General features: G+C 72.1%; 21 protein-coding genes. 12 read left to right on the forward strand and 9 right to left on the reverse strand.

Annotated features, from left to right (window positions below; genetic code table 11):
- The first annotated feature begins 54 nt into the window (after positions 1-54).
- Together D581_RS0112735 and D581_RS0112740 are read left to right on the forward strand one after the other, a co-directional pair.
- Positions 55-1,197 (forward strand): AAA family ATPase, encoded by a 1,143-nt coding sequence (locus tag D581_RS0112735; protein ID WP_018957601.1) that lies wholly within the window; start codon positions 55-57, stop codon positions 1,195-1,197.
- Positions 1,198-1,448: 251 nt separating this feature from the next.
- On the forward strand, positions 1,449-2,846 hold the full coding sequence (locus tag D581_RS0112740; protein ID WP_018957602.1) for a VWA domain-containing protein: 1,398 nt from the start codon (positions 1,449-1,451) through the stop codon (positions 2,844-2,846).
- A gap of 63 nt (positions 2,847-2,909) precedes the next feature.
- Here the strand turns inward: D581_RS0112740 and D581_RS0112745 are convergent, their stop codons facing one another.
- Positions 2,910-4,121 (reverse strand): pyridoxal phosphate-dependent aminotransferase, encoded by a 1,212-nt coding sequence (locus tag D581_RS0112745; RefSeq protein WP_018957603.1) that lies wholly within the window; start codon positions 4,119-4,121, stop codon positions 2,910-2,912.
- A gap of 85 nt (positions 4,122-4,206) precedes the next feature.
- On the opposite strand from D581_RS0112745, the gene D581_RS0112750 reads away from it, so the two are divergent.
- Both D581_RS0112750 and D581_RS0112755 read left to right on the forward strand, forming a co-directional pair.
- Positions 4,207-4,899, forward strand: coding sequence for a winged helix-turn-helix transcriptional regulator (locus D581_RS0112750; protein WP_018957604.1), 693 nt, complete (start codon positions 4,207-4,209; stop codon positions 4,897-4,899).
- Between the two features lie 111 nt (positions 4,900-5,010).
- Positions 5,011-5,658: a uridine kinase gene (locus D581_RS0112755; protein ID WP_018957605.1), complete on the forward strand. Its 648-nt coding sequence runs from the start codon at positions 5,011-5,013 to the stop codon at positions 5,656-5,658.
- A gap of 113 nt (positions 5,659-5,771) precedes the next feature.
- Here the strand turns inward: D581_RS0112755 and D581_RS0112760 are convergent, their stop codons facing one another.
- Both D581_RS0112760 and D581_RS0112765 read right to left on the reverse strand, forming a co-directional pair.
- Positions 5,772-6,683 (reverse strand): PfkB family carbohydrate kinase, encoded by a 912-nt coding sequence (locus tag D581_RS0112760; RefSeq protein WP_018957606.1) that lies wholly within the window; start codon positions 6,681-6,683, stop codon positions 5,772-5,774.
- Positions 6,680-7,651 carry a pseudouridine-5'-phosphate glycosidase gene (locus D581_RS0112765; protein ID WP_018957607.1) on the reverse strand — a complete coding sequence of 324 codons (972 nt, stop codon included), beginning with the start codon at positions 7,649-7,651 and terminating at the stop codon, positions 6,680-6,682. The genes D581_RS0112760 and D581_RS0112765 overlap by 4 nt, the downstream gene beginning before the upstream one ends.
- Before the next feature lie 304 nt (positions 7,652-7,955).
- Here D581_RS0112765 and D581_RS0112770 point away from each other — a divergent pair, with 304 nt between their 5' ends.
- Positions 7,956-8,318 (forward strand): cupin domain-containing protein, encoded by a 363-nt coding sequence (locus tag D581_RS0112770; protein WP_018957608.1) that lies wholly within the window; start codon positions 7,956-7,958, stop codon positions 8,316-8,318.
- 124 nt (positions 8,319-8,442) lie between these two features.
- On the opposite strand, the gene D581_RS0112775 is transcribed toward D581_RS0112770, so the two are convergent.
- The 3 genes from D581_RS0112775 to D581_RS0112785 form a co-directional block, all read right to left on the reverse strand.
- Entirely contained in the window at positions 8,443-9,645 is a 1,203-nt protein-coding gene (locus tag D581_RS0112775; RefSeq protein WP_018957609.1) for an MFS transporter, read from the reverse strand.
- Positions 9,646-9,910: 265 nt separating this feature from the next.
- On the reverse strand, positions 9,911-10,468 hold the full coding sequence (locus D581_RS0112780; RefSeq protein WP_018957610.1) for a methylated-DNA--[protein]-cysteine S-methyltransferase: 558 nt from the start codon (positions 10,466-10,468) through the stop codon (positions 9,911-9,913).
- 76 nt (positions 10,469-10,544) lie between these two features.
- Entirely contained in the window at positions 10,545-11,426 is an 882-nt protein-coding gene (locus D581_RS0112785; protein WP_018957611.1) for a glycerophosphodiester phosphodiesterase family protein, read from the reverse strand.
- A gap of 229 nt (positions 11,427-11,655) precedes the next feature.
- On the opposite strand from D581_RS0112785, the gene D581_RS0112790 reads away from it, so the two are divergent.
- From D581_RS0112790 to D581_RS0112810, 5 genes are all read left to right on the forward strand, one after another.
- Positions 11,656-12,489 carry an MHYT domain-containing protein gene (locus D581_RS0112790; protein WP_026290464.1) on the forward strand — a complete coding sequence of 278 codons (834 nt, stop codon included), beginning with the start codon at positions 11,656-11,658 and terminating at the stop codon, positions 12,487-12,489.
- Between the two features lie 38 nt (positions 12,490-12,527).
- On the forward strand, positions 12,528-14,657 hold the full coding sequence (uvrB, locus tag D581_RS0112795) for an excinuclease ABC subunit UvrB (RefSeq protein ID WP_018957613.1): 2,130 nt from the start codon (positions 12,528-12,530) through the stop codon (positions 14,655-14,657).
- Between the two features lie 274 nt (positions 14,658-14,931).
- Positions 14,932-15,510: a TerD family protein gene (locus D581_RS0112800; protein ID WP_026290465.1), complete on the forward strand. Its 579-nt coding sequence runs from the start codon at positions 14,932-14,934 to the stop codon at positions 15,508-15,510.
- A 260-nt stretch (positions 15,511-15,770) separates the two neighbouring features.
- Positions 15,771-17,732 (forward strand): TerD family protein, encoded by a 1,962-nt coding sequence (locus tag D581_RS0112805; RefSeq protein WP_018957615.1) that lies wholly within the window; start codon positions 15,771-15,773, stop codon positions 17,730-17,732.
- 242 nt (positions 17,733-17,974) lie between these two features.
- Positions 17,975-18,997 carry a TerC family protein gene (locus tag D581_RS0112810; protein WP_018957616.1) on the forward strand — a complete coding sequence of 341 codons (1,023 nt, stop codon included), beginning with the start codon at positions 17,975-17,977 and terminating at the stop codon, positions 18,995-18,997.
- 126 nt (positions 18,998-19,123) lie between these two features.
- Here the strand turns inward: D581_RS0112810 and D581_RS0112815 are convergent, their stop codons facing one another.
- Together D581_RS0112815 and D581_RS0112820 are read right to left on the reverse strand one after the other, a co-directional pair.
- Positions 19,124-19,780 (reverse strand): MBL fold metallo-hydrolase, encoded by a 657-nt coding sequence (locus tag D581_RS0112815; RefSeq protein WP_018957617.1) that lies wholly within the window; start codon positions 19,778-19,780, stop codon positions 19,124-19,126.
- A gap of 10 nt (positions 19,781-19,790) precedes the next feature.
- Positions 19,791-20,480 (reverse strand): maleylpyruvate isomerase family mycothiol-dependent enzyme, encoded by a 690-nt coding sequence (locus D581_RS0112820; RefSeq protein ID WP_026290466.1) that lies wholly within the window; start codon positions 20,478-20,480, stop codon positions 19,791-19,793.
- A gap of 175 nt (positions 20,481-20,655) precedes the next feature.
- Here D581_RS0112820 and uvrA point away from each other — a divergent pair, with 175 nt between their 5' ends.
- A complete protein-coding gene (gene uvrA / locus D581_RS0112825; protein WP_018957619.1) occupies positions 20,656-23,706 on the forward strand; it encodes an excinuclease ABC subunit UvrA in 3,051 nt (1,016 codons plus the stop codon).
- A 404-nt stretch (positions 23,707-24,110) separates the two neighbouring features.
- Positions 24,111-24,539: a Rieske (2Fe-2S) protein gene (locus D581_RS0112830; RefSeq protein WP_018957620.1), complete on the forward strand. Its 429-nt coding sequence runs from the start codon at positions 24,111-24,113 to the stop codon at positions 24,537-24,539.
- Positions 24,540-24,659: 120 nt separating this feature from the next.
- On the opposite strand, the gene D581_RS0112835 is transcribed toward D581_RS0112830, so the two are convergent.
- Positions 24,660-25,586, reverse strand: coding sequence for a hypothetical protein (locus tag D581_RS0112835; RefSeq protein ID WP_018957621.1), 927 nt, complete (start codon positions 25,584-25,586; stop codon positions 24,660-24,662).
- Positions 25,587-25,722: the final 136 nt, after the last annotated feature.

Below are 25,722 nucleotides of genomic sequence, written 5' to 3' on the forward strand. Positions count from 1 at the left end.
GCCATAGCCACAGCCACAGCCACAGCCGCCCGGCTGCGGGCGATCTGTGACGAGGTGTCGGAACGCTTCTACGAACGGGCCGACGTGGTGCGTACGCTCGTGGTGGCGCTGCTGGCCGGGCAGCACTCGCTGGTGCTCGGCCCGCCCGGAACGGCGAAGTCCGAGATCGCCCGGGAGCTCACCGGCAGGGTCCAGGGGGCCGCCTACTGGGAGATCCTCCTGTCGAAGTTCACCGCGCCGACGAGGATGTTCGGTCCCGTCGACGTCGCCGCGCTCGCCCGCGGGGAGTACCGCCAGGTGTACGAGGGCCGCGCCACGACCGCGCACGTCGCGTTCATCGACGAGATCTTCAAGTGCTCCACGGCGGCGCTGAACGAGACCCTGGGCTACCTCAACGAGCGGATCTACCACCCCGAGAGCGGCGGGGAACCGATCCGCTGCCCGCTGATCGGCGCCATCACGGCGAGCAACGAACTGCCGACCGGGGAGGACACGGCCGCGATCTACGACCGGCTGCTGGTGCGGATCGAGGTCGGGTACCTGGCGGACCCGTCGAACTTCGCCGCGCTGGTCCGCTCCGCCGTCAGCCGCCCGGCGGCCCCCGTCCGTACCACCGTCGAACTGACCGCGTTGCAGCACGCGGTGACCGGATCCGTCCCGGCCGTGGCCGTACCCGACGCCATCGTGGACGCCGTGTGCGCGCTGCGGGCGGCCCTGCGCCGCAAGGAGCTCGTCGCCTCCGACCGCCGCTGGCGGCAGGCGGTGCGGCTGCTCCAGGCGTCCGCGTACCTCGACGGCCGCCCGGCGGTCGCCGAGACCGACCTGACCGTGCTCACCCACGTGCTGTGGGACTCCCCGGCCCAGCGCCCCACCGTCGAGCGGGAGGTGCTGCACCTGGTCAACCCCGACGCCAAGGAGGCGCTCGACCTGGCCGACGCCCTCGACGAGCTGGAGGCCCAGCTCGACGCCATGGCGGGGCAGTCCCGCGAGGCGCTCAGCGACTGGGTCATCAAGAAGGCCCACAACAAGCTCGCCACGGCGGGCAAGCGGCTGGAGAAGCTGCGTGCCGAGGCGGCGGGCGCCGGGCGCTCCACCGCCGCCATCGACCGGGTCACCGGCCGTCAGCGCGCGGTCCGCGCCCGCGTCCTCACCGAGGCGCTCGGCATGGACGCGAGCATGGTCCAGGACCGGCTCTGAACACCGGGCACGCTCCGCTGACCGGGAGGGGCGGCGGTACCGGGGGGCCGCCGGCCGCGCTCGACGCACTCGCGGGGCGGGCCCGGACGTGGCTGGGCCACTCCGGGGCCGAGCGGAGCACGGGGGCCGTCGTCGCGGACCGGTTCGAACGGTTCACCTGGCGCGACACCTGCGAACAGTCCGAAGGACTGCGCGAGCTGGCCCAGGAGCTGGGCGAGCGCCACGACCACGCCGCCGACCTCCTGGCCGATGTGTTCCTGGCCGCCTACAAGGCCGGCCTCCACCTGCGCGAGCGGACGGAGATGGAACCCTCACGGCTGGTCAACCACCGGATCGTCACCGCGCTGGTGGAGTCACCGGACTTCGCCGCACTGCGCCGGGAGACCGTCGGCGACCCCTACGCCGCCGCCATGGCCGTCCTCGCCCAGTCCGGCGCCCTGCGCAGGATGCTGGAGCGCGCCCAGGACGCCCAGGGGCGGGCCGAGCGAGCGGCGAAGGCCCTCCAGGACGCCGACAGCGCCGCGACCGCCGTGGCCGAGGCGCTCCAGCGCGCCGCCGAAGAGGCCGATGAGGACGGCGGCGTACCGGCCTCGACCGCCGACGCCGTCCACCGGGCGATCGAGGCCGCCGAGGCGACCGGAACCGCCGCGCGGCTGGCCGCCCGGGCTGCCGAGGAGGGCGCCGCCGCCGTCCCCGGCCTCCACACCGCCGCGCACCACGCGGCGGCGACGGCCGCCGACGCCGTCCGGGAGGAGGCCGCGCTGATGCGGGCCTGGGGTGTGGGCCCCGGCGAGCTGGAGCGGATGCCGTACGCGCGCCGCGCCCGGCTCGCCGAGCGGCTGCGCACCGGTCGTCTCGCCCGGTGGGCCGAACTGATCGGCCGCTTCCGGCAGATGGCCGACGGCGAGCGTGCCCGCAAGGTGGAGAGCACCGCCGGGGAGCTGGTCGGCGTCACACTCGGCGACGACCTCTCCCGCCTGATCCCCTCCGAACTGGCCAACCTCGGACTGCCCGAACTGCGTGCCGTCTTCGCCGCGCGGTACGCCGCCGGGGAGCTGATGCTCTACGACAGCCGGGGCGAGCAGCCGACGGGGCGGGGCGCCGTCATCGCGTGCGTGGACACCTCCCACTCGATGTACGCGGCGGGGCCCGGCGGAGTCACGCGGGAGGCGTGGTCCAAGGCGTGCGCCCTGGCGCTGCTGGACCAGGCCCGCCATGCCGGGCGCGACTTCGTCGGCATCCTGTTCTCCGCCGAGGACAAGGTCCAGGTCTTCCGCTTCCCGGCCGGCCGGTCCGCCGGCATCGAGCGGGTGCTCGACTTCGCGGAGACCTTCCTCGGCGGCGGCACCAGCTACCAGACGCCCCTGACCACGGCCCGCGAACTTCTGGAGGAGGAGTTCGACGACGTCGCCACCACGCGCGGCGACATCGTGATGATCACCGACGACGAATGCGGCGTCACCGAGGAGTGGATGCGTGGCTGGAACGATGCCAGGCGGCTGCTGGGCTTCCGCGTCTTCGGCCTCGCCGTCGGCGCTCCGGGCGCCGCCGAGGCCGGTTCGGTCCTGGACGCGCTGTGCGACAACCTCCGCTCCATCGAGGACCTCACCGACGTGCACGCCGCCGCGGATCTCTTCCGCCTCATCTGACCCTCGGCCGGATCCGCTTCACCCGACCCCGGCCGGACGGGGCGCGCGCATCACTGCCGGTATTCACTGCCGGTACCCGCTCAGGAAGCGGCCGATGCGGCTGATCGCCGCGTCGAGGTCGTCGGCGTACGGGAGGGTGAGGATGCGGAAGTGGTCCGGGCGCGGCCAGCTGAAGCCGGTGCCCTGCACCACCTGGATCTTCTCCCGCAGCAGCAGGTCCAGCACGAACTTCTCATCGTCGACGATGCGGTGCACCTTCGGATCGATGCGCGGGAAGGCGTACAGCGCGCCCTTCGGCTTCACGCACGAGACGCCGGGGATCTCGTTCAGCCGCTCCCAGGCCCGGTCGCGCTGCTCGTGCAGCCGCCCGCCGGGCGCGACCAGCTCCCGGATCGACTGCCGTCCGCCGAGCGCGGCCTGAATGGCGTACTGGGCCGGGGCGTTGGGGCACAGGCGCATGGAGGCCAGCATGGTGAGGCCCTCCAGGTAGTTGCGGGCGTGCTGCCGGGGGCCGGACACCACCATCCAGCCGGACCGGAAGCCGGCCACCCGGTACGTCTTCGACAGACCGCTGAAGGTGAGGCAGACCAGGTCGGGGGCGAGGACCGCCGCGCTGTGGTGCTCGGCCCCGTCGTACAGGATCTGGTCGTAGATCTCGTCGGCGAACACCATCAGCCCGTGCCGCCTGGCCAGATCGAGGATGCCTTCGAGGATCTCGCGCGGATAGACCGCGCCGGTGGGGTTGTTCGGGTTGATGATCACGACGGCCCTGGTCCGGTCGGTGATCTTCGCGGCCATGTCGGTGAGATCCGGATTCCAGTCGGACTCCTCGTCGCAGACGTAGTGCACGGCCTTGCCGCCCGCGAGCGTGGTCACCGCCGTCCACAGCGGGAAGTCCGGGGCCGGGATCAGCACCTCGTCGCCGTCCTCCAGCAGCGCCTGCACCGCCATGGAGATCAGCTCGGAGACCCCGTTGCCGAGGAACACGTCGTCCACGCCGACCTCGGTCAGCCCCATGGCCTGGTAGCGCTGGACCACCGCCCGCCGGGCCGAGAGGATGCCGCGCGAATCGGTGTAGCCGTGCGCCTGCGGCAGCATCCGGATCATGTCCTGGACGATCTCCTCGGGGGCCTCGAAACCGAAGAGCGCGGGATTGCCCGTGTTGAGCCGGAGCACGCTGTGGCCCGCCTCCTCCAGGGCGTTGGCGTGCTCGATGACCGGGCCCCGGATCTCGTAGCAGACCTCGTTGAGCTTGCTGGACTGCCGGAACTCCATGCGCTGCCTCCCGAGCCGAATTGCGATACTTGGTTTTACCAAGCTTCAGCTTGGAAAGTCCAACAACATGTCTAGACTGCGTCGCATGCCACGTCAGCAGCAGCCAGCAGCACGCCCCGTCCGTCGCCGGAGCTACGACCAGTTCGACGCCACCGCCCGCGCCCTCGACTCCGTCGGCGACCGGTGGACGCTGCTGATCGTCCGTGAACTGCTGGGCGGGCCGCGCCGGTACACGGACCTGCACGCCGACCTGCCCGGCGTCAGCACGGACGTGCTGGCCTCCCGGCTCAAGGACATGGAACAGACCGGACTGGCCCTGCGCCGCAAGCTGCCGCCCCCGTCGGCGGCGTCGGTCTACGAGCTGACCGCCCGTGGCCACGGCCTGCTGCCCGTCCTCGCGGCCCTCGCCGAGTGGGGGGCGCCCGCCCTCGCCGAGCGCCGCCCCACGGACGCGGTGCGGGCCCACTGGTTCGCCCTGCCCCTGCTCGGCGCCCTCGCCGGGCTCACCCGGGAGGGCGTCCTCGAAGTCCGACTGGAGGAGGGCGAGTTCCACCTCCGTGTCGGTGGGGGAGCGGGGGGCGCGCTCCCGGCCGCCGAAGCGGTCTCCGCGGTGTACGGCTACGGCCCCGCCGACCGCCCCGACGCCCGGATCGTCCTCGACGCCGAGGTGTGTCTGGAGCTCGCGCGGGGTGGGGCGACCCTCGCGGAGGCGGTGAAGGACGGCCGCGTCGAGGTGCTCGGCGAAGGCCCGCTCGCCGCCGAACTGCGGGGCGCCTGAACCTTCCGCGCGTGCGGCCGGACCCCGCTCGCGTGCGGCCGGACCCCGCTCACGGGCGGCCGGGCCTCCCTCGCCCGGGCGTCCCTCCGCCGGTGCGGCGATGATGGGTCCGTGCGACTCGAAGCGATCACCTGGGAACGGCTGGCCGGCGAGCTGGCCCGCTACGCCGACGGGCTGTCCGCCGCCGACGGCGGGCCCTGGCTCGCGCTCGGCATCGACGGAGCACCGGCCGCCCGCACCGGCGAGAGCGCCGAACGCCTCGCGCGGGAGCTGCGGCTGCTCGGCCGTGCGGTGCTCGTCATCTCCACCGAGGGCTTCCTGCGCCCGGCGAGCCTGCGCTTCGAGTACGGGAAGCGGGACCCGGACGCGTACGCCGACAGCTGGTACGACACCGGGGCGCTGTGGCGCGAGGTGTTCGGGCCGCTGGAGACCGGCGGCTCCGGCCGCGTGCTGCCCGATCTGTGGGACCCCGTGACCGACCGGGCCACCCGTAGCCCGTACCACTCCCTGCCCGAGGGCGGGGTGGTCGTCGTGCACGGCCCGTTCCTGCTGGGGCACTGGTTCCCGTTCGCGCTCAGCGTCCATGTGCGGCTGTCCCCGGGGGCGCTGCGGCGACGCACGGCGGAGCCGGAACGCTGGACCCTCCCCGCGTTCGCCCGGTACGAGGACGAGGTGGCGCCCTCGGACCGCGCGGACGTGGTGGTCCGGGCGGACGACCCGTCGCACCCCGCCTGGTCGGGGCTGCCCGGGAGCGGGTGAACGGGGCCCGCCCCGGCACCGCCCGTCACCGGGGGCGGTGACTGTTGCCCGACCCGGCGCCGGCCGTCACACCGGCCCCTCCCCGCCCGTCACACCGCCCCGGCGGCCGAGGGCTACCGGACCGGCGGCCGGCCGCCCACCGTGGCCACGGCCACCGCCCCCGCCCGGCAGCCCTCGGCCGCCGCGGCCAGGTCGTCGGCCCCGGCCAGCAGCGCCGCGAGGAACCCGCCGGTGAACGCGTCGCCCGCTCCCGTCGAGTCGACCGGCTCGCGCACCGGCGGGGCGGGGACGCGGCCGACGACCTCGCCCCCGGCGGCCACCACGGCTCCGCGCGCGCCCAGGGTGACGACGACGCGCGGGAACCACCGGCTCAACTCGGCCGCCGCGGCCTCCGGTCCGGGCAGCCCGGTGAGCAGGCGGGCCTCGTCCGCGTTCGGCAGCAGCAGCTCCGCACCCTCCGCGAACTCCAGGAACCGCTGGGGCCCCAGCTCGCCGAGGAACCCGGCCGACGCCGGGTCCACGCTCACCGGAACGCCCCGCTCCACGGCGGTGCGCAGGGCGAGGAGGGCGGCGGCCCGGCTCACCGCGGCGAACAGGAGATAGCCGGAGAGGTGCAGCCGCCCGACACCGTCGAGCATCGTGGGCACGAAGTCCTCGACGGCGAGCCGCAGCACCGCCCCGCCGTCGGTCAGGAACGTGCGCTCCGCCGCCGCGTCGACCAGGGCGATGACGGTCGCCGTCGGGAACGCGTCGTCCACCGCCAGGAACGCCCGCACCCCCGCCCGCTCCAGCTCCTCCCGGTGCCAGCCGGCCGACTCCGCACCCGCCCTGGCCAGCAGCCGCACGTCCGTGCACCCCGAACGCACCGCCCAGCAGGCGACGTTGGCCCCCGCGCCGCCCGGCAGCGTCCGGATCCGGGCCGCCGTGTCCGTACCGTGGGCGAGCGCCGATCCGTACCGTGCCACCACGTCCGTGACCACGTCCCCCACCACCAGCAGCCCACCGCCCGCCGCCGGACGGTTCACCGGGCGCCCGCCGCCGCCACGGCGATCCGCGCCGCGAGCGTCACGTTTCCGCGGACGGCTGCCAGGTTCGCCTCCAGCGACGCGCCCCCGGTCCGCCGCATCAGCTGGTCCAGCAGGAACGGAGTCACGCCCTGCCCCGAGACGCCCCGCTCCCGGCACGCGTCCAACGCCTCCGCCAGCACCCGGTCGTGCAGTGCCGGATCCAACTGATCCCTTTCCGCCACAGGGTTGGCGACGATCAGCGCGGCTGCCGGGCCGCCCAGCGCCTCCTTCGCCCGGATCACCTCCACCACCTCCTCCGGGCTGTGCACCGTCCAGTCGACGGGTTCGCCGGAGTTGCTCAGGTAGAAGCCGGGGAAGTGCCCGGTGCCGTAGCCGACGACACAGACGCCGAGGGTCTCCAGCCGCTGGAGGGTCGCCGGGACGTCGAGGATCGACTTCACCCCCGCGCAGACCACGGTGATCCCGGTGCGGGCGAGCAGCCGCAGATCGGCCGACTCGTCCTGGTTCTCGGCCCACTCCCGGTGTACGCCGCCGAGCCCGCCCGTCGCGAAGACGCCGAGGCCCGCCCGCGCCGCCAGGAACGCCGTCGCGGACACCGTCGTCGCCCCGCTCGCCCCGGCGGCGAGCGCCGGGGCGAGATCGCGGTGCCCGAGCTTGCGTACCGCAGGGTCCCCGGCGACCCGCTCCAACTGGTCCTGGCCCAGCCCGACATGGGCCCGCCCGTCCAGCACGGCGACGGTGGCCGGGACGGCGCCCGCGGACCGGACGAGCCCCTCAAGCTCCTGGGCCACGGACAGGTTGCGGGGGCGCGGCAGTCCGTGCGCGATGATCGTCGACTCCAGCGCCACGACGGGCCGACCGGCGCTCAGAGCGGCCCGCACCTCCGCCGAGAGGACGGGTTCGTAGGCGTTCGTCCCAGGGTTCTCGCGCGGAGCGGGACGCCGGTCCGGTGGGTTCTGAGGCATGCCCCATCCATGTCGCGGCCGGGAGGGGCGCAAACCACCGACGGGCCTCCTGGGGCGGGTCCTGGCCGCGGGTTGGCCGGAAGCGGTCGCTAAGACCGACCGGCAATTGGGGGGTGGGAGAAGGAGCGGGGCTGGGTGCGTGCAGCTGCAAGGCGGAGGATTGAGGCAGATGGGGTCTCCCCTGCTCGAGCGGAGCCGAGAGCTTGGGGAAGGAGCCATGGTGATTGACGACAACGCGGCAGGTGTGCGTGCCCAGCCCCGCGACGCCGCCCCCCAATTGCCGGTCGGTCTAAGATGACCGGCCATGACGACAAACGACCAGGTCCCCGCCTCCTTCGCCGTGCACATCCCGGACGCCGAACTCGTACCGGAACCCCTCGATCCGGCGCAGATCGTCTCGGGCGATCCCGTGGTGACGGGCAAGGTGCTGGGGGAATCGGCCGACGGCAAGCAGCTCCGGGGGATCTGGCAGATCACCCCCGGTGTGGTCACCGACACCGAGGCGAACGAGCTGTTCGTGGTCGTCAGCGGACGGGCGACGGTCGAGGTCGAGGGCGGGGCGACACTGGAGATCGGCCCGGGAGACGCCTGTGTCCTGCGCGAGGGCGACCGGACGACCTGGACGGTTCACGAGACGCTCCGCAAGGCGTACCACATCAGCCTCTGAGGGCTGTGGGTGATAACTGCGGTCGCCCCGACGGCAGTTGCGGTAGTCGTGGCGGTTGCGCCCGGTCTCGCCCGGTCTCGCCCGAAGCGTCCGGTCGCGACCGTGGACGCGGTCCGGTGGCGTGTCAGCCGCTGACCGCCCCCGGCCGCCGCAGGCTCCGGTGCAGGGCGAGCGCGGCGACCGGCAGCAGCAGCGCCGCGCCGATCGCGTTGAGGAGGCCGTATCCCCACTGGGCGACGATCACCCCGGCCGCCGCCCCGCCGACCGCCGCCGCCGCGTTCATGGTCAGGTCCGACAGCCCCTGCACCGCGGCCTGGGCCGACCGCGGCACCGCGTCGGTGAGCAGCGCCGAACCGGCGATCATCCCCGCCGACCAGCCGAGGCCCAGCAGGAACAGGCCCGCGGCGGTCTGCCCGTGCCGGGGTCCGGCGGTGCCCGCGAGCAGCGCGGCGCAGCTCAGCAGTCCGACGGCCAGTCCGATCACGGCGAGCCGGCCGAACCGGTCGGCCAGCCAGCCCATCACCGGTGAGAACGCGTACATGCCCGCGATGTGCCCGCTGATGACGAGCCCGATCAGCTGGAGTCCGGCGCCGTGCCGGCCCAGGTCGACCGGGGTCATGACCATGATCGACACCATGGCGGTGTGCGACACGGTGACCGTCAGCAGGGCGAGCCGCGCCATCGGTGACTCCCGCACGGCCTCGATCCCGGCGCGCAGGGAACGCTTCGGCGGTCCCGCCGGGCCCTCCGGAGCCAGGGCGCGGGCGGTGAGGAGCGGATCCGGGCGCAGGGCCAGCGCCACGACCGCTCCGGCGAGCAGGAACACGACGGCCGAGCACAGATACGGCCCGGCGGCCTCGGGCACCGGCGTACCGCGGAACAGTCGGCTCGCCGGGGCGGAGATGTTGGGGCCCACGACCGAGCCGATCGTGGTGGCCCAGACGACGACGGAGATCGCCCGCCCCCGCCGCTCCGGCCCCACCAGGTCGGCCGCCGCGAACCGGGCCTGGAGACCGGCCAGGGATCCCGCGCCGAACGCGGCCATACCGAGCAGCAGCAGCGGGAAGCTGGGCAGCATCGTGGCGAGGACCACCAGGCCGCCGCCCAGCGCCCCGATCAGATAGGCGAGCGCCAGGCCGGACCTGCGGCCCCGGGTGGTCATCAGGGCGGCCAGCGGCAGCGACAGCAGCGCCGTGCCGACGACGGACGCGGTCGGCGCCAGCCCGGACAGCGCCTCCGAACCGCTCACCTCGGCGGCCAGTATCGGAGCCAGGGCGATGCCGACGGCCACGCCGAGGCCGCCGAGTATCTGGCTGACGATGAGCACGGCCGACGTCCGGCGCTGGAGAGCGGGTATGCCGGCGGCCGTGACCTGGGAGGGGGAGAGGGGTCGCGTCACCGGCGCAGTGTGTCACCGCTCGGCCGCCGCCGTGCACCCGGGCGGGTGAACGAATCCTGACGCTGATCGACCGGAGAGGCTCAGGGGCTGTCGTCCGGATGAAACGGAACCCGCGAGGCCGGCAATCCGAACGAGCGGCCAAGGGCCTGTCGCCGAGCAGGCGGGACTGACGAAACACGCCCAGTCCCAGGCCCTAGAACAGCGGCTCCGGCAGGACCCCCTCCAGCGCCAGCAGCTGCCGCTTGGTCTCCAGACCGCCGCCGAACCCGCCCAGGCCTCCGTCGCTCTCCACCACCCGGTGACACGGCACCACCACCGGCAGCGGGTTGGCCCCCATGGCCGCGCCCACCGCCTGCGCCCCCTCCGGCCGGCCGACCCGCGCGGCCAGCTCCCCGTAGCCGACGACCGTCCCGTAGGGCACCCCGGACGCCAGCTCACGGAGCACCTCACGGTGGAACCCGGAGGTGAGCGACCAGTCCAGATCGAGGTCAAAATCGTGCCGCTCGCCCGCGAAGTACGCGGCGAGAGCACGTATGGGCCCGGCGAGCCGCGCGGAACCGGGCGCCTCCACCGGCTTCGTGCCGAAACGGGTCCGCAACCGGTCGAGGACCCCGTCCCGCACGGCGGGGCGGGCGTGGAAGGACACACTCACCAGACCGGACCCGGTCGCGGCGAGCATCAGCGGGCCGATGCCGCTGTCCACGACGGCCCACTCGACGGCCGGACCGTCACCGGTCCCGTAGCTGTTCATGCCGACCACCGTACGGCCCGCCGACAGCGGCGGGCCGTACGGTGGTCGGAAGCCGGCGGGCCCGCCCCCTGCCGCGTCAGCTCGTCGCGTCGCGCACCACGTCGGGGAAATTGGTGATGATGCCGTCGACCCCGTGGTCACGGGCCTTCACCGCGTCCGCCGCCTTGTTGACCGTCCACGTGTTCACCCGCAGACGCTTGCCGTGCGGGCCCTTGAGCCGCTGGACGGCCGCCACGTAGTCGGCGCCGATCGTCGCGTACGAGGGGTTGATCTGATCGGTGAACGCCGCGTACGAGGGCAGGTCGGCCACCGCGGGTGTGCCCAGGAAGCCGGTCGTGATGTCGGGGCGCAGGCTGTGCACCTTCTTCACGCTGTCGGCGCCGAAGCTCTGGATGACCAGCCGGCTCCGTACGTGGGAGCGGTCCAGCCACCCCGACCGCCCCAGGACCCGGATGATGTCCCGCTCGATGCCCGGGTAGGTCGCCGGGCTCTTGATCTCCAGCAGCAGCTTCTGCCGGTTGCGCTCCACGCGGTGCAGGAACTGGGTGAGCGTCGGCACCCGGGCCCCGGTGAACCGCGCTCCGAACCAGCTGCCCGCGTCGAGCTTCGCCACCTCCGCCGCGGTGAAGTCCTTGACCGCCCACGGCGCACGGTCGGGAAAGACCTGCTCGACATCCGTCGTGCGCTTCAGGTCGGTGTCGTGGAGCACGACGAGTTCGCCGTCGCGGGTGCGGTGGACGTCGTTCTCGACCCATTCGATGCCGAGCGCGTCGGCGGCGTCGACGGCGGCGAGGGTGTTCTCCGGCGCGTAGCCCGACGCCCCCCGGTGGGCCACGACGACCGGGGCGTCCTGCCCCTGCCGCTCCGGAGCCTCGGGCCGGTCGGCGGGCAGCAGCAGGGCGCCGGCGCCGAGCAGGGCGGCGGCCGTGGTGGAGGCGGTGGCGGTGCGGACGAACACGGGGACTCCTCACGTCGGGAGTGTGCGGACACGCAGAGAGTGACAGCGGCCCGCCAACGCCCGGCGGGGCGGCGATGGCCGCGAAATGAACGGAACCTTCGATCCCGGGGCCACCGCCGGAGCACACCCCGCGGCCATGCCGATAAAATGTGCTTTCTTTGTCTGCCTGCCGGGACTCGCCCCTTAAGGACCCTCCTCGACCCCGGGCTTTTTCGAAGGGCGTGCGCGCATGCAAGGAACAGTCGACGGATTCACCTACGGCTTGGTGACTCCGGTCGCGGCTTTCCTCATGGCCGCTCTGGGAGCCGCCCTCGGACTCCGCTGCACCACCCGGTCCTTTCACGCGGCACGCTCCTGGCGGGCCGGCTGGCTGGCGCTGGGTTCGCTGTCCATCGGGTCCGGGGTGTGGACCATGCACTTCGTCGCGATGACGGGCTTCACCGTCCAGGAGACGCCGATCTCCTACGACAAACCCCTCACCTTCGCAGGCCTGGCCATTGCCGTGGTGATGGTCGGCATCGGCATCTTCATTGTCGGCTACCGGGGCGCGACCTGCATGGCGTTGATCACGGGAGGCACCATCACCGGCCTCGGCATCGCCTCGATGCACTATCTCGGCATGGCGGGCATGCGCATGGACGCGCGGTTCGCGTACGACACGCCCCTCGTGGTCCTCTCGGTGCTGATCGCCGGAATCGCCGCCACGGGGGCCCTGTGGGCCGCCGTCACCCTCCGGGGAGCCCGCTCCGGCCTCGGCGCGAGCATCCTGATGGCCGTCGCGGTGACCGGGATGCACTACACCGGCATGGCCGCGCTCGACGTGCACCTGCACCTGCCGCCCACCCTGCCCTCCGACCTGACCGACGTCCTGCCCGGCGACCGGCCCGCCGAGATGATCGGCCCGATGCTGGCAGGCCCCGGCTGCTTCCTCCTCCTCGCCGCCGTGGTGCTCATGTCCGACCCCAAGGCCGTGACGCCCCGCGGGCCCGGTCCGGACCCGCGGGGCGGGCAGCGCCCGCGGAGCGTCGCCCGGGACGGGGCGGGAGGCGCCCGGTACCGCTGATCCGGGCCGTTGTCAGTGGCGGGCCGTACGGTGGATGCATGCGGCCCGTTTCCAAGATCGAACGTTCGGTGGCGCCCTTCGAGGTCGTCAGTCCCTACCAGCCCAGCGGCGACCAGCCGGCAGCCATCGCCGAGCTGGAGCGGCGCATTCGCGCGGACGAGAAGGACGTCGTCCTGCTCGGCGCGACCGGCACCGGCAAGTCGGCGACCACCGCCTGGATGATCGAGAAGCTGCAGCGCCCCACTCTGGTGATGGCGCCGAACAAGACCCTCGCCGCCCAGCTGGCCAACGAGTTCCGCGAGCTCCTCCCGAACAACGCGGTGGAGTATTTCGTCTCGTACTACGACTACTACCAGCCCGAGGCGTACGTCCCGCAGTCGGACACCTACATCGAGAAGGACTCCTCCATCAACGAGGAGGTCGAGCGGCTGCGCCACTCGGCGACGAATTCGCTGCTCACCCGGCGCGACGTCGTCGTGGTCGCCTCCGTCTCCTGCATCTACGGCCTCGGCACACCCCAGGAGTACGTGGACCGCATGGTCCGGCTCAAGGTCGGCGAGGAGATCGACCGCGACCAGCTGCTGCGCCGTTTCGTCGAGATGCAGTACAGCCGCAACGACCTGGCGTTCACCCGCGGCACCTTCCGCGTCCGGGGCGACACCATCGAGATCTTCCCGGTCTACGAGGAGCTCGCCGTCCGGATCGAGATGTTCGGCGACGAGATCGAGGCCCTGTCCACGCTGCACCCGCTGACCGGCGAGATCATCAGCGAGGACCCCATGGTCCACGTCTTCCCCGCCAGCCACTACGTCGCCGGGCCCGAGCGTCTGCAGAAGGCCGTCAGCGGCATCGAGCAGGAGCTGGAGCAGCGCCTGGCCGACCTGGAGAAGCAGGGCAAGATGCTGGAGGCCCAGCGCCTGCGCATGCGCACCACGTACGACATCGAGATGCTCCACCAGATCGGCACCTGCTCCGGCGTCGAGAACTACTCGATGCACTTCGACGACCGCGCGCCCGGCACCGCCCCCAACACCCTCCTCGACTACTTCCCGGACGACTTCCTGCTCGTCCTGGACGAGTCCCACGTCACGGTCCCGCAGATCGGCGCGATGTACGAGGGGGACGCCTCCCGCAAGCGGACCCTCGTCGACCACGGCTTCCGGCTGCCGTCCGCGATGGACAACCGGCCGCTGAAGTGGGAGGAGTTCCTGAAGCGGATCGACCAGACGGTGTACCTCTCCGCCACCCCGGGAAAGTACGAGCTCTCGCGCGGCGACGGTTTCGTCGAGCAGATCATCCGCCCCACCGGCCTCGTCGACCCCGAGGTCGTGGTCAAGCCCACCGAGGGCCAGATCGACGACCTGGTCCACGAGATCCGCAAGCGCGTCGAGCGCGACGAGCGGGTCCTGGTCACCACGCTCACCAAGAAGATGTCGGAGGACCTCACCGACTACTTCCTGGAGCTCGGCATCCAGGTCCGCTACCTGCACAGCGACGTCGACACCCTGCGCCGCATCGAGCTGCTGCGCGAGCTGCGCTCCGGCGAGTACGACGTGCTGGTCGGCATCAACCTCCTGCGCGAGGGCCTCGACCTTCCCGAGGTGTCCCTCGTGGCCATCCTCGACGCCGACAAGCAGGGCTTCCTGCGCTCCGGCACCTCGCTCATCCAGACCATCGGCCGTGCCGCCCGTAACGTCTCCGGCCAGGTCCACATGTACGCCGACAAGATCACTCCGGCCATGGCGCAGGCGATCGACGAGACGAACCGCCGCCGCGAGAAGCAGGTCGCGTACAACACCGAGCGCGGCATCGACCCACAGCCGCTGCGCAAGAAGATCAACGACATCGTCGCGACCATCGCCCGCGAGGAGGTCGACACCGAGCAGCTGCTCGGCACCGGCTACCGGCAGGGCAAGGAGGCCAAGGCACCGGTGCCCGCACTCGGTGGCAAGGCGGCCAAGGGTGGGGCGAAGGGCAGGGCGGCCTCGCCCGGCGCGGTGCTCAGCGACCGGCCCGCCACCGAACTGGCCGGGATCATCGAGGAGATGACCGAGCGGATGCGGGCCGCGGCCGCGGACCTGCAGTTCGAGGTGGCCGCCCGGCTGCGCGACGAGGTCGGTGAACTGAAGAAGGAACTGCGCCAGATGAAGGAGGCGGGCCTCGCCTGATCCCGGCGGCCCGGTGACCCGGCGGCCCGGTGACCCGGCGGGCGCGGGATCGCTGCTGACGCGTGCCGGTCCCGCACCGGTTTCAGCGCGGATTCCCGTGCGGTTTCCGGTGCGGCTCAGGTGTCGTTTCCGATGCGCCGATCAGGCCGCGCCGGGTGTGTTGCAAGAGCGACACAAAAACGGGCCGAGCCTGCTGTCGCCCGGGGTGGAATGCGTAGGGTGCGGGGAAACCGCACACGGATGGTTGCGGGGCAATGCCGAGAGGGGACAGCGCGTGACGGTCAATATGACCAAGGGTCAGGCCATCAGCCTGCAGAAGAGCGACGGGGGGACCCTGACCGCGGTACGGATGGGGCTCGGCTGGCAGGCGGCTCCGCGCCGTGGCCTGTTCGGTTCACGCACCCGCGAGGTCGACCTGGACGCCTCGGCGGTGCTCTTCGCCGACAAGCAGCCGGTCGACGTCGTGTTCTTCCGCCACCTCGTCAGCGATGACGGCTCGGTCAAGCACACCGGTGACAACCTGGTCGGCGGCGCCGGCTCCGGCGGCGACGACGAGGCGATCCTCGTCGACCTCCAGCGCGTCCCGGTCCACATCGACCAGATCGTCTTCACGGTGAACTCCTTCACCGGGCAGACGTTTCAGGAGGTCCGACACGCCTTCTGCCGCATCGTCGACGAGACCAACGGCCAGGAGCTCGCCCGGTACACGCTCGACGGCGGCGGCCAGTACACCGCCCAGATCATGGCGAAGGTGCACCGCGCGGGCAGCGGATGGCAGATGACAGCCCTCGGGAACCCGGCCAACGGCCGCACCTTCCAGGACCTGATGCCGTCGATCCTCCCGCACCTGTAGGACCCTCACCGTTCCGGCACGGCCCGCACCGGCGCGGCCAGGAGCAGCTCCCGGAGGCACCCGCCGCCGGGAGCTGCCCCACACGGCGGTACGCACGGACAACCCGCACGGACAGCACGGCAGAGACAGCAGGGCACGGCACGCACGTTCACGGCCGGGCACGGCACGCACGTACACGGTCATACACGGAACAGCAGAACACGGCACCGCACGGCACCGCGCCCGTTGACGCGCGGGCCGTCGTCGAGGGGGACAGGGCAATGACGGCCGAACTGGTCCGGGGGCAGAACCACACCTTGCCCCAGACCCGTCTGGAGATCCGGGTATCGGCGGGCGCGCCCGTCGTGGCCGGGGCCACCCTCGGCGACGAACGGGGCACGGTGCGCGGCGTCGAGTGGATCGCCCACCCCGGCTCGCCCCAGCTCCCCGGTCTTGAGGTCTCCCAGCAGGCGGCGGCCGATCACCGCCTCGCCGTCGACCTGGAGGCCCTGCCCGCCGGCGCCCACCGGGTCACCGTGCTGCTCGCGCTTCCCGTCGGAGCGGGCGGCCCTGCGCGGTTCGGCGCCGTCCCCGCCCCCTTCGTCGCCGTCACCGGGCTCGACGGCGCCGAGATCGCCACCTTCACGCTCACCGGCCTGGACGCCGAGTCCGCGGTCAGCGCCGTGGAGCTCTACCGCCGCCAGGACGCCTGGAAGGTCCGAGCCGTGGGACAGGGATACGCCGGCGGGCTCGCCGAGATGCTCGCCGACCAGGGCGTGGCCGAGGCGACCGGACTGGCCGGATCCATTCAGGAGGCCGTCACCCGGGGCATGGCCCGCTCGGTGGCGCCGCCGCCCCGGACCCAGGAAGGCGACCGCGTGCGGCACGCGACGGGCTCCGCGGACCACCGCCCGCCCACGCCGCCCCCGGCCCCGGAGCCCCCCGAGCCGCTGACCGACCCGGCCACCACCCCCCAGCCGCACACCGCGCCGGGCCCGGCCGCAGCGGGACCCGCCGACGGCCCCATCAACTACGCACACCCACGCCGCCGGCACGCCGCGCCCCCGTCGCCCCCGCCCACCACGCCTCCGGCCCAGCCCGGACAGGCCGCGCAGCCGGTCGCCGGGGACGCCACCGGCTGGTCGATGGACGAGCGCCTCTACAACCAGATCTGGGGCATGTTCGAGGACCTGGCCCGCGCCGTCGCCGCCTACCGCAGCGCCGTGGACTTCGCCGAGTCCCGGATGGACCAGGAGCTCGACCGGTCCCTGTCCGACCCGCGCAACCGGATCGGGGGCGCGGGCGACCGTGCCCGCGAAGCGGCCCGCGCCAAGCACGACGAGCTGACCTCCCGGGCCCGGGAGGCACTCGACCGCGATCTGGCCCAGCTGGCCGCCGAGGCGGCCGTCGTCGAGCCCGCGCTCCCGGCCGCGTACGCGGGCTGGGGCAACCCCGTCTGGCACGCCCACCGCGTCCCGATGGAGGTACCGATGGCCCTGCGCATCGGCGACCTCCACCTGCCCGAGCGCCCCGACCTGCGCATCCCGCTGCTCGTCCGGCTGCCGCTGGAGCGCGGGATCTGGGTGGACAGCGGACGGACGGCGTCCGAGGCGGCCGCCCTGATGGACACGGACCGGCTGCGCCGGCTCGCCATGGAGACCGCGGTCGCCCACGCGGCGCGGCTGCTCGCGGTGTATCCGCCCGGTGAGTTCTCGGTGCACGTCATCGACCCGGCGGGCGCCGCGGCCGGCCCGCTCGCGCCGCTGGTCGAGGCGGGCGTCCTCGCCGGACCGCCCGCCGCCGGATCCGGGGGAGTGGCCTCGGTCCTCGCCCACCTCACCCGGCGGGTGGACCTGGTGCAGATGGCGGTGCGGGCCGGGGCGTCCGATGCGCTCCCGCCCGATCTGGACACCGGTGAGCAGCTCCTGGTGGTCAACGACTTCCCGCACGGCTTCGACGACCGGGCCGTCACCCAGCTCCGCTATCTCGCCGACGAGGGCCCCGCGGTCGGGGTGCACCTCCTGATGGTCGCGGACCGGGAGGAGGCCAGTGCGTACGGGCCGGTGCTCGACCCGCTGTGGCGTTCGCTCCTGCGGATCACCCCGGTAGCCGACAACCACCTCGCCGATCCGTGGGTCGGGCATGCCTGGACGTACGAGCCGTTGGCGGTCCCGCCGGGCAGCCGCGTCCTGGAACAGGTGCTCGCGGCGGTGGCAGCGGCTCGCCGAGGGGCCGGCAGTTGATCGAGCAGAGGGCCACGACCTGCGTTTTTGACGATTCCTTTACCCTTTTCTTTACCTTTACTTGGTGATGCCTGTACTGTTTGGGGAACGGAGGGGAGTACTCCTTACGCGACGTCCCGTCAATACGGACCGTTATCGGTCCCGGGGCGCCGGTCCAGGCACGCACAGCGCGTGCAAGGGTGGAAGAGACCTCCGGCAGCGACGACGCTGATAAGTAGCCGTAGCGAACTGCCGGAGGCGCAGTGGACGTTTCATGGACCGTATGGGTCCTGACCATCGTTGGTCTGTCAACCCTTATCGCCGTCGACTTCTTCATCGGGCGCAAGCCCCATGACGTGTCGACCAAGGAAGCCGGAATCTGGACCATCGTCTGGATCGCGCTGGCCGTGCTCTTCGGGGCCGGGCTCGCGGTCGTCGGTGAGAGCCAGGCATCCGGCGAGTTCTTCGCAGGATTCATCACCGAGAAGTCGCTGAGCGTCGACAACCTCTTCGTCTTCGTCCTGATCATGGCGAAGTTCGCGGTGCCCTCGCAGCTCCAGCAGCGCGTGCTGCTGATCGGTGTGCTGATCGCCCTGGTGCTCCGCGCGATCTTCATCGCCGCCGGCGCCGCCGTGATCGCGAACTTCTCGTGGGTGTTCTACATCTTCGGCGCGTTCCTGATCTACACCGCCTGGAAGCTCATCCAGGAGGCGCGGGCCGACGAGGAGGAGGACGACTTCGAGGAGAACCGTCTCCTGAAGTCGATCGAGCACCGCTTCGGTGTCGCCGACAAGTACCACGGCACGAAGCTCTTCATCCGGGTCAACGGCAAGCGCATCATGACCCCGCTGATGGTGGTCATGCTGGCCATCGGTATGACCGATGTGCTGTTCGCGGTGGACTCGATCCCGGCGATCTTCGGCCTGACCCAGGATCCGTACATCGTCTTCACGGCCAACGCGTTCGCGCTGATGGGTCTGCGGCAGCTGTACTTCCTCATCGGCGGTCTGCTGAAGAAGCTGGTCCACCTCAGCTACGGCCTGTCGGTGATTCTCGGCTTCATCGGCGTCAAGCTGGTGCTGCACGCCCTGCACGAGAGCGGCGTGCACGTGCCCGTCGTCTCCATCCCGTTCTCGCTCGCCGTCATCTGCGGCGTCCTGGTGATCACCACGATCACCAGCCTCATCGCCAGCAAGAAGCAGGCGGCGGCAGAGGCGGAGAAGGACGACGCGAAGGCGGAGACCGCCGGCCCGTCCGACGAGGAGAGCAAGAGCATCAACAGCTGACCCGGGGCCGCCCCGGGCGGCCCAGGGACACACCGGCAGCGGCCGGGGCGGTACGGCGAAAGCCGTCCGCCCCGGCCGCTGCTGCGTATGCGTACGAGGGACACGCGCCGGAGAGGCGCCCGCGGCCTACCAGCCGCGGGCGCGCCACTCGGGCAGCTGGGGCCGCTCGTCGCCGAGCGTCGTGTCGTGCCCGTGGCCCGGGTAGACCCACGTCTCGTCGGGCAGCCGGTCGAACAGCTTCGTCTCGACGTCGCGCAGAAGGCTCGCGAACGCCTCGGGGTTCTTGTTCGTGTTCCCCACCCCGCCGGGGAAGAGGCAGTCCCCGGTGAACAGATGCGGAGCGCCGTGCGGGTCGTCGTAGACCAGGGCGATGGAGCCCGGGGTGTGACCGACCAGATGGCGGGCGGTCAGCACGACACGACCGACGGTGATCGTGTCGCCGTCCTCGACCAGGACATCGGTCGGGACCGGGATGCCCTCGGCGTCGTAGCGGCCCGCGTACGTCCGGGCGCCGGTGGCCCCGACCACCTGGGCCAGTGCCTGCCAGTGGTCCCCGTGCTGGTGCGTGGTGACGACGGAGGCGATCCCGTCGTCACCGATCAGCGCCAGCAGCGTCTCCGGCTCGGCGGCCGCGTCGATCAGCAGCTGTTCGCCGGTCGCCCGGCAGCGCAGCAGATAGGCGTTGTTGTTCATCTCGCCGACGGCGACCTTGGAGATCATCAGATCCGTCAGTTCGTGCACGCTCGCCGGTCCGCCGACCTTCACCGCTCCGCTGTACGTCATACGGCTCAGCCTATAGCGGGGGCAGCGCGGGCAGGGGGCCCCCGGCCACGGTGAGGGCGGCGCCGTCACGGCGGCCGCAGAGCCAGCCCAGCAGCTCGGCGGCGGGCCCCTGCACCGTCACCAGGGCGCTCGGCGGGCCGCCGCCGGTGCTCCAGGTGCGGCCGTCCAGGTCGGTCAGCGCCGTGGCGGGCACCTCCTGGTTACCCAGGAAGCGCTCGGCCAGGAAGGCGATCTCCCGCGAAACGAACTCCGCGGGCAGGTCCTCCAGCTCGTAGCCGACGTCCAGGTCGACGTGGTGCAGCTCCACCTCGACCCAGCGCCGGAAGGGCACCCGGGCCGCGGAGTCCGTCACCCCGTTGCGCAGGGTGACCGTACGGGACCAGTCGGCGGGTTCGGCGGCGCCCGCCAGGAAGCCGTCCGCGCTCTCCCGCAGGTCGGTCAGCTGCTCGGCCGCCGGGCGGGGGGCGCCGTCGGCGATGTCGGCGTCCCGGGTTTCGCTGCTCGCGTACATCGGGAGTCCCCGGAGAACATTTCGGATCGCGTCGGCGTTACGTGACAGGTGGGCCAGAACATGGCCCCGACTCCATCCGGGCAGCCGTGACGGCTCGGCGACAGCGGCGTTGTCCAGTTTGCCGACTGCGTCGAGCAGTCGTTCGGTCGCTTCGCGTACAGCTCCCAGGTCGTGCGCATGATCAATCATGCGGCCGAGCCTAGCTCCGCCACTCATTCGGGTGAAGGAGTCAGAGCGTGGCCGTAAATCGAATGTGCGTGCTATACGCTCGGAATCGAAAGCTTCTTACACCGCTGTGGCGCCCCCCATACCCTGGGAGAGGGGCTCAGTTCCCCCGCTTCTCTCTAGAAAGGTGCGGACCGGCGTGGCCGACCGTCTCATCGTCCGTGGCGCGCGCGAGCACAATCTGAAGAACGTCTCGCTCGACCTGCCCCGCGACTCCCTCATCGTCTTCACCGGGCTCTCCGGGTCGGGCAAGTCGTCCCTCGCGTTCGACACGATCTTCGCCGAGGGGCAGCGTCGCTACGTCGAGTCGCTCTCCTCGTACGCCCGGCAGTTCCTCGGCCAGATGGACAAGCCGGACGTCGACTTCATCGAAGGTCTCTCGCCGGCCGTCTCCATCGACCAGAAGTCGACCTCGCGCAATCCGCGCTCGACGGTCGGCACCATCACCGAGGTCTACGACTACCTCCGGCTGCTCTTCGCCAGGATCGGCAAGCCGCACTGCCCCGAGTGCCGTCGCCCCATCTCCCGCCAGTCGCCGCAGGCCATCGTGGACAAGGTCCTCGGCCTGCCGGAGGGCAGCCGCTTCCAGGTCCTCTCGCCGCTGGTGCGCGAGCGCAAGGGCGAGTTCGTCGACCTCTTCGCCGACCTCCAGACCAAGGGCTACAGCCGGGCCAGGGTCGACGGCGCCACCATCCAGCTCGCCGAGCCGCCCACGCTCAAGAAGCAGGAGAAGCACACCATCGAGGTGGTCGTCGACCGCCTCACCGTCAAAGACAGCGCCAAGCGCCGGCTGACCGACTCCGTCGAGACGGCGCTCGGTCTCTCCGGCGGCATGGTCGTGCTCGACTTCGTCGACCTCCCCGAGGACGACCCCGAGCGCGAGCGGATGTTCTCCGAGCACCTCTACTGCCCGTACGACGACCTCTCCTTCGAGGAGCTGGAGCCGCGCTCCTTCTCCTTCAACTCACCCTTCGGCGCCTGCCCCGACTGCACCGGCATCGGCACGCGCATGGAGGTCGACCCGGAGCTGATCGTCCCGGACGAGGAGAAGTCCCTCGACGAGGGCGCGATCCATCCGTGGTCCCACGGCCACACCAAGGAGTACTTCGGCCGCCTCATCGGCGCGCTCTCCGAAGCCCTCGGCTTCCGTACGGACATCCCCTGGGCCGGGCTGCCGCAGCGGGCCAAGAAGGCCCTGCTCTTCGGCCACAAGATCCAGACCGAGGTCCGCTACCGCAACCGCTACGGGCGCGAGCGCGCCTACACCACCCCCGCCTTCGAGGGCGCGGTGCAGTTCGTCAAGAGGCGCCACACCGAGGCCGAGAGCGACTCCAGCCGGGAGCGGTTCGAGGGCTACATGCGCGAGGTGCCCTGCCCCACCTGCGAGGGCACCCGGCTGAAGCCGATCGTGCTCGCGGTGACGGTGATGGAGAAGTCCATCGCGGAGGTCGCCGCGATGTCGATCAGCGAGTGCGCCGAGTTCCTCGGCCGCCTCAAGCTGAACGCCCGCGACAAGAAGATCGCCGAGCGGGTGCTCAAGGAGGTCAACGAGCGGCTGAGGTTCCTCGTCGACGTCGGCCTGGACTATCTGTCGCTGAACCGCGCGGCCGGCACCCTGTCCGGCGGCGAGGCCCAGCGCATCCGGCTGGCGACCCAGATCGGCTCCGGCCTGGTCGGCGTGCTGTACGTCCTGGACGAGCCGTCCATCGGCCTGCACCAGCGCGACAACCACCGGCTCATCGAGACCCTGGTGCGGCTCCGCGACATGGGCAACACGCTCATCGTCGTCGAGCACGACGAGGACACCATCAAGGTCGCCGACTGGGTCGTCGACATCGGCCCCGGCGCGGGTGAGCACGGCGGCAAGGTCGTCCACTCCGGCTCGCTCAAGGAGCTCCTGGCCAACAAGGAGTCCATCACCGGCCAGTATCTGTCCGGCAAGCGGTCCATCGCGACCCCCGACATCCGTCGCCCGGTCGACCCGGCCCGCCGTCTCACCGTGCACGGCGCCCGGGAGAACAACCTCCACGACATCGACGTCTCCTTCCCGCTCGGCGTCCTCACCGCCGTCACGGGCGTCTCCGGGTCCGGGAAGTCGACGCTGGTCAACGACATCCTCTACACCCATCTGGCCCGCGAGCTGAACGGCGCCAAGTCGGTCCCCGGCCGTCACACCCGGGTCGACGGCGACGACCTCGTCGACAAGGTGGTGCACGTCGACCAGTCGCCCATCGGCCGGACCCCCCGGTCCAACCCGGCGACGTACACCGGAGTCTTCGACCACGTCCGCCGCCTCTTCGCCGAGACGATGGAGGCGAAGGTGCGCGGCTACCTGCCGGGCCGCTTCTCCTTCAACGTCAAGGGCGGCCGCTGCGAGAACTGCTCCGGCGACGGCACGATCAAGATCGAGATGAACTTCCTGCCCGACGTGTACGTCCCGTGCGAGGTCTGCCACGGCGCGCGCTACAACCGGGAGACCCTGGAGGTCCACTACAAGGGCAAGTCCATCGCCGAGGTGCTGGACATGCCGATCGAGGAGGGCCTGGACTTCTTCGAGGCCGTCCCCACGATCGCCCGCCACCTCCGTACGCTCAACGAGGTCGGCCTCGGCTATGTGCGGCTCGGCCAGTCCGCGCCGACCCTCTCCGGCGGCGAGGCGCAGCGCGTCAAGCTGGCGAGCGAGCTCCAGAAGCGCTCCACCGGACGCACGGTCTACGTCCTGGACGAGCCGACCACCGGTCTGCACTTCGAGGACATCAGCAAGCTGATCACCGTGCTCTCCGGCTTGGTGGACAAGGGCAACACGGTCATCGTCATCGAGCACAACCTCGATGTCATCAAGACCGCCGACTGGGTCGTCGACATGGGCCCCGAGGGCGGCAACGGCGGTGGTCTGGTGGTCGCCGAGGGGACTCCGGAGCAGGTCGCCTCGGTCCCCGCCAGCCACACCGGGAAGTTCCTCCAGGGCGTCCTGGACGCGGACCGCGTCAGCGAGGCCGCGATGCCCTCCGGGCGGGGAACGGCCCGCAAGGCGGCCGCCCGCAAGACCGCCCCGGCGAAGAGGACGGCCGCGGCGGCCAAGAAGGCCGCCGTGACCAAGGCGACCGCCACGGGCGCCAAGGCGGGTACGGCCAAGGCCGTCACGAAGACGGCCGCAGCGAAGAAGGCCACCCGCGCCCGCAAGGCCTGAGCAAGGCCTGAGCAAGGCCTGAGAGAGTCCCGAGCGGCGGCCCGGCCAGGCAGCCGCTCGCCCCTCGTGGCTGTCCGCCCCTTCCCGCCCGCCTCACGACGCCCTGCGGGCCACGACGGGAACGGTCGGACAGGCCTCCGGGCGACGACGGGAGTTCGACGACAGGCCCACGTCGGCGACGGCGGCCCCCACCGTACGAAGGGGGCCGCCGTCGCCCGTCCGGACAGGCGCTCCGGCCCGGTCGCAGGGCTTCCGATCCCCGCCGGTATCGTCGGTTCTGTCACCGGCACGCGGGGCCGCCGTTGCCGCCCCGCCCTGTCCGGCGACGCGGATCCGCCGTGATCCACCCCGGAACAACCAGCCCCACCATGAACCACCCCGAACAACAACCCCGTGGAGTCCGCATGCCCGGCCTGCCCGCCGCCCGCCGTACCGTGCTGAAGGGCGCCGCGCTCGCCGGCGCCGCCGGGCTGGGAGCGGCCGCCTGCTCCACCGAGTCCAAGCTCGGCCACGCCAAGACCCCCACCCCCACCGCCCCCGTCGACCTCGGGGCCGCCTCCGAGGTGCCCGTCGGCGGGGCCAAGCTCTACCGCGAGCAGCGCGTGGTCGTCGTCTGCCCGGCGAAGGGCGAGTACAAGGCGTTCAGCGCCCAGTGCACCCACGGCGGCTGTGTCCTGGACAAGGTCGAGGGCACCGAGGGCCACTGCCCCTGCCACGGCAGCCGCTTCGACATGACCACCGGCAAACCGGTGAAGGGCCCGGCCACCGTGCCGCTGCCCGCCGTCCCGGTCACTGCCGAGGGCGGAAAGCTCGTCGCGGGCCCCGACGCGTGACGCGGCACCGCGTCCCCGACGCCTGACGCGGCACCGCGTCCCCGACGCCTGACGCGACACCGCGTCCCCGACGCCTGACGCGACACCGCGTCCCCGACGCCTGAGCCCCGCGAGGAGGCCTCACTCCCAGTCCCAGTCGACCCCGATCAGACCGGGCCGCACGCTCTCCTCCACCAGGTGCACGGTCCGGTGCCGGCCGGTCAGCGTGAGGTCCACGCGGGCCCCGCGCGCCGCCCCCGCCGACGCCTGGGCGAACCGGCGGCACCGCACCGGGAGCGCCGCCTCGTCGAAGCCGACCTGGAGCACGTACTGCCCGCCCCCGAAGGTGAAGCCGCGCACATACTCCCCGCCGGTTCCGCCCGTACCGTCCTCGAAGCCGTAGCCGAAGAGGTACGTCTCACCGGACCGCAACCTGGTGTCGAAGAGCAGCTCCGCCACCAGCACCCCCGCATCCCGGTCCCAGCGGACCCGGCCCGTCCGGCAGTTCTCCAGGGCCCGCACCGCGATCCGCGACGGGTCGCAGCCGGGGTCGCCCCGGTGGACCGCGAGATAGCGGTCGACGCCGTCCCGGTGCGCGCGCACCACATGCTGCGACGTGCGGCCCGCCAGCTCGCGCCGCGCCCCGATCCGTACCCGCTCCTGGTGCCCCACGGTGTGCAGGCCACCGTCCACGGGTGACTCCATCGCCGCCAGGAGCCGCTCCACCGAGCCCGACGCCTCCATGAGCGACCGGTATGAACGCCCGGCCGGGCGGTCCCCGTCCGCCGGGGCGTCACCGTCGCGCAGCAGCCGCAGCAGTGAGTCGTCCGGCAGCGCGAGCACCTCCTCGAGCGCGGCGACGGCCCGCAGTGACTCGGCCCGCCGGGGGCGGCGCACTCCCTGCTGCCAGTAGCTGAGGCTGGTCACCCCGAGTTTGACGCCCCGGTGCGCCAGATGGTGCTGCACCCGCTGGAGCGGCAGCCCGCGCACCGACAGAGCGGTGCGCAACGCCAGATGGAACGGTCCGGTCCGCAGTACCTGCGCCAGTTCGGTCTCGGTCTGCCGCATGGCGGGCCTCCGGTGAACGTTCACGTGGGGAGTGGCGACACCGGCCCCCGGGGGATGCGGGGGAGCAGGTGACCGGGACGGGGCCGTTCACACGGACGCCGTGCCGTTCACACCGTGATGTCACCTCGCATTGAAG

It is taken from the genome of Streptomyces sp. CNB091, assembly GCF_000377965.1.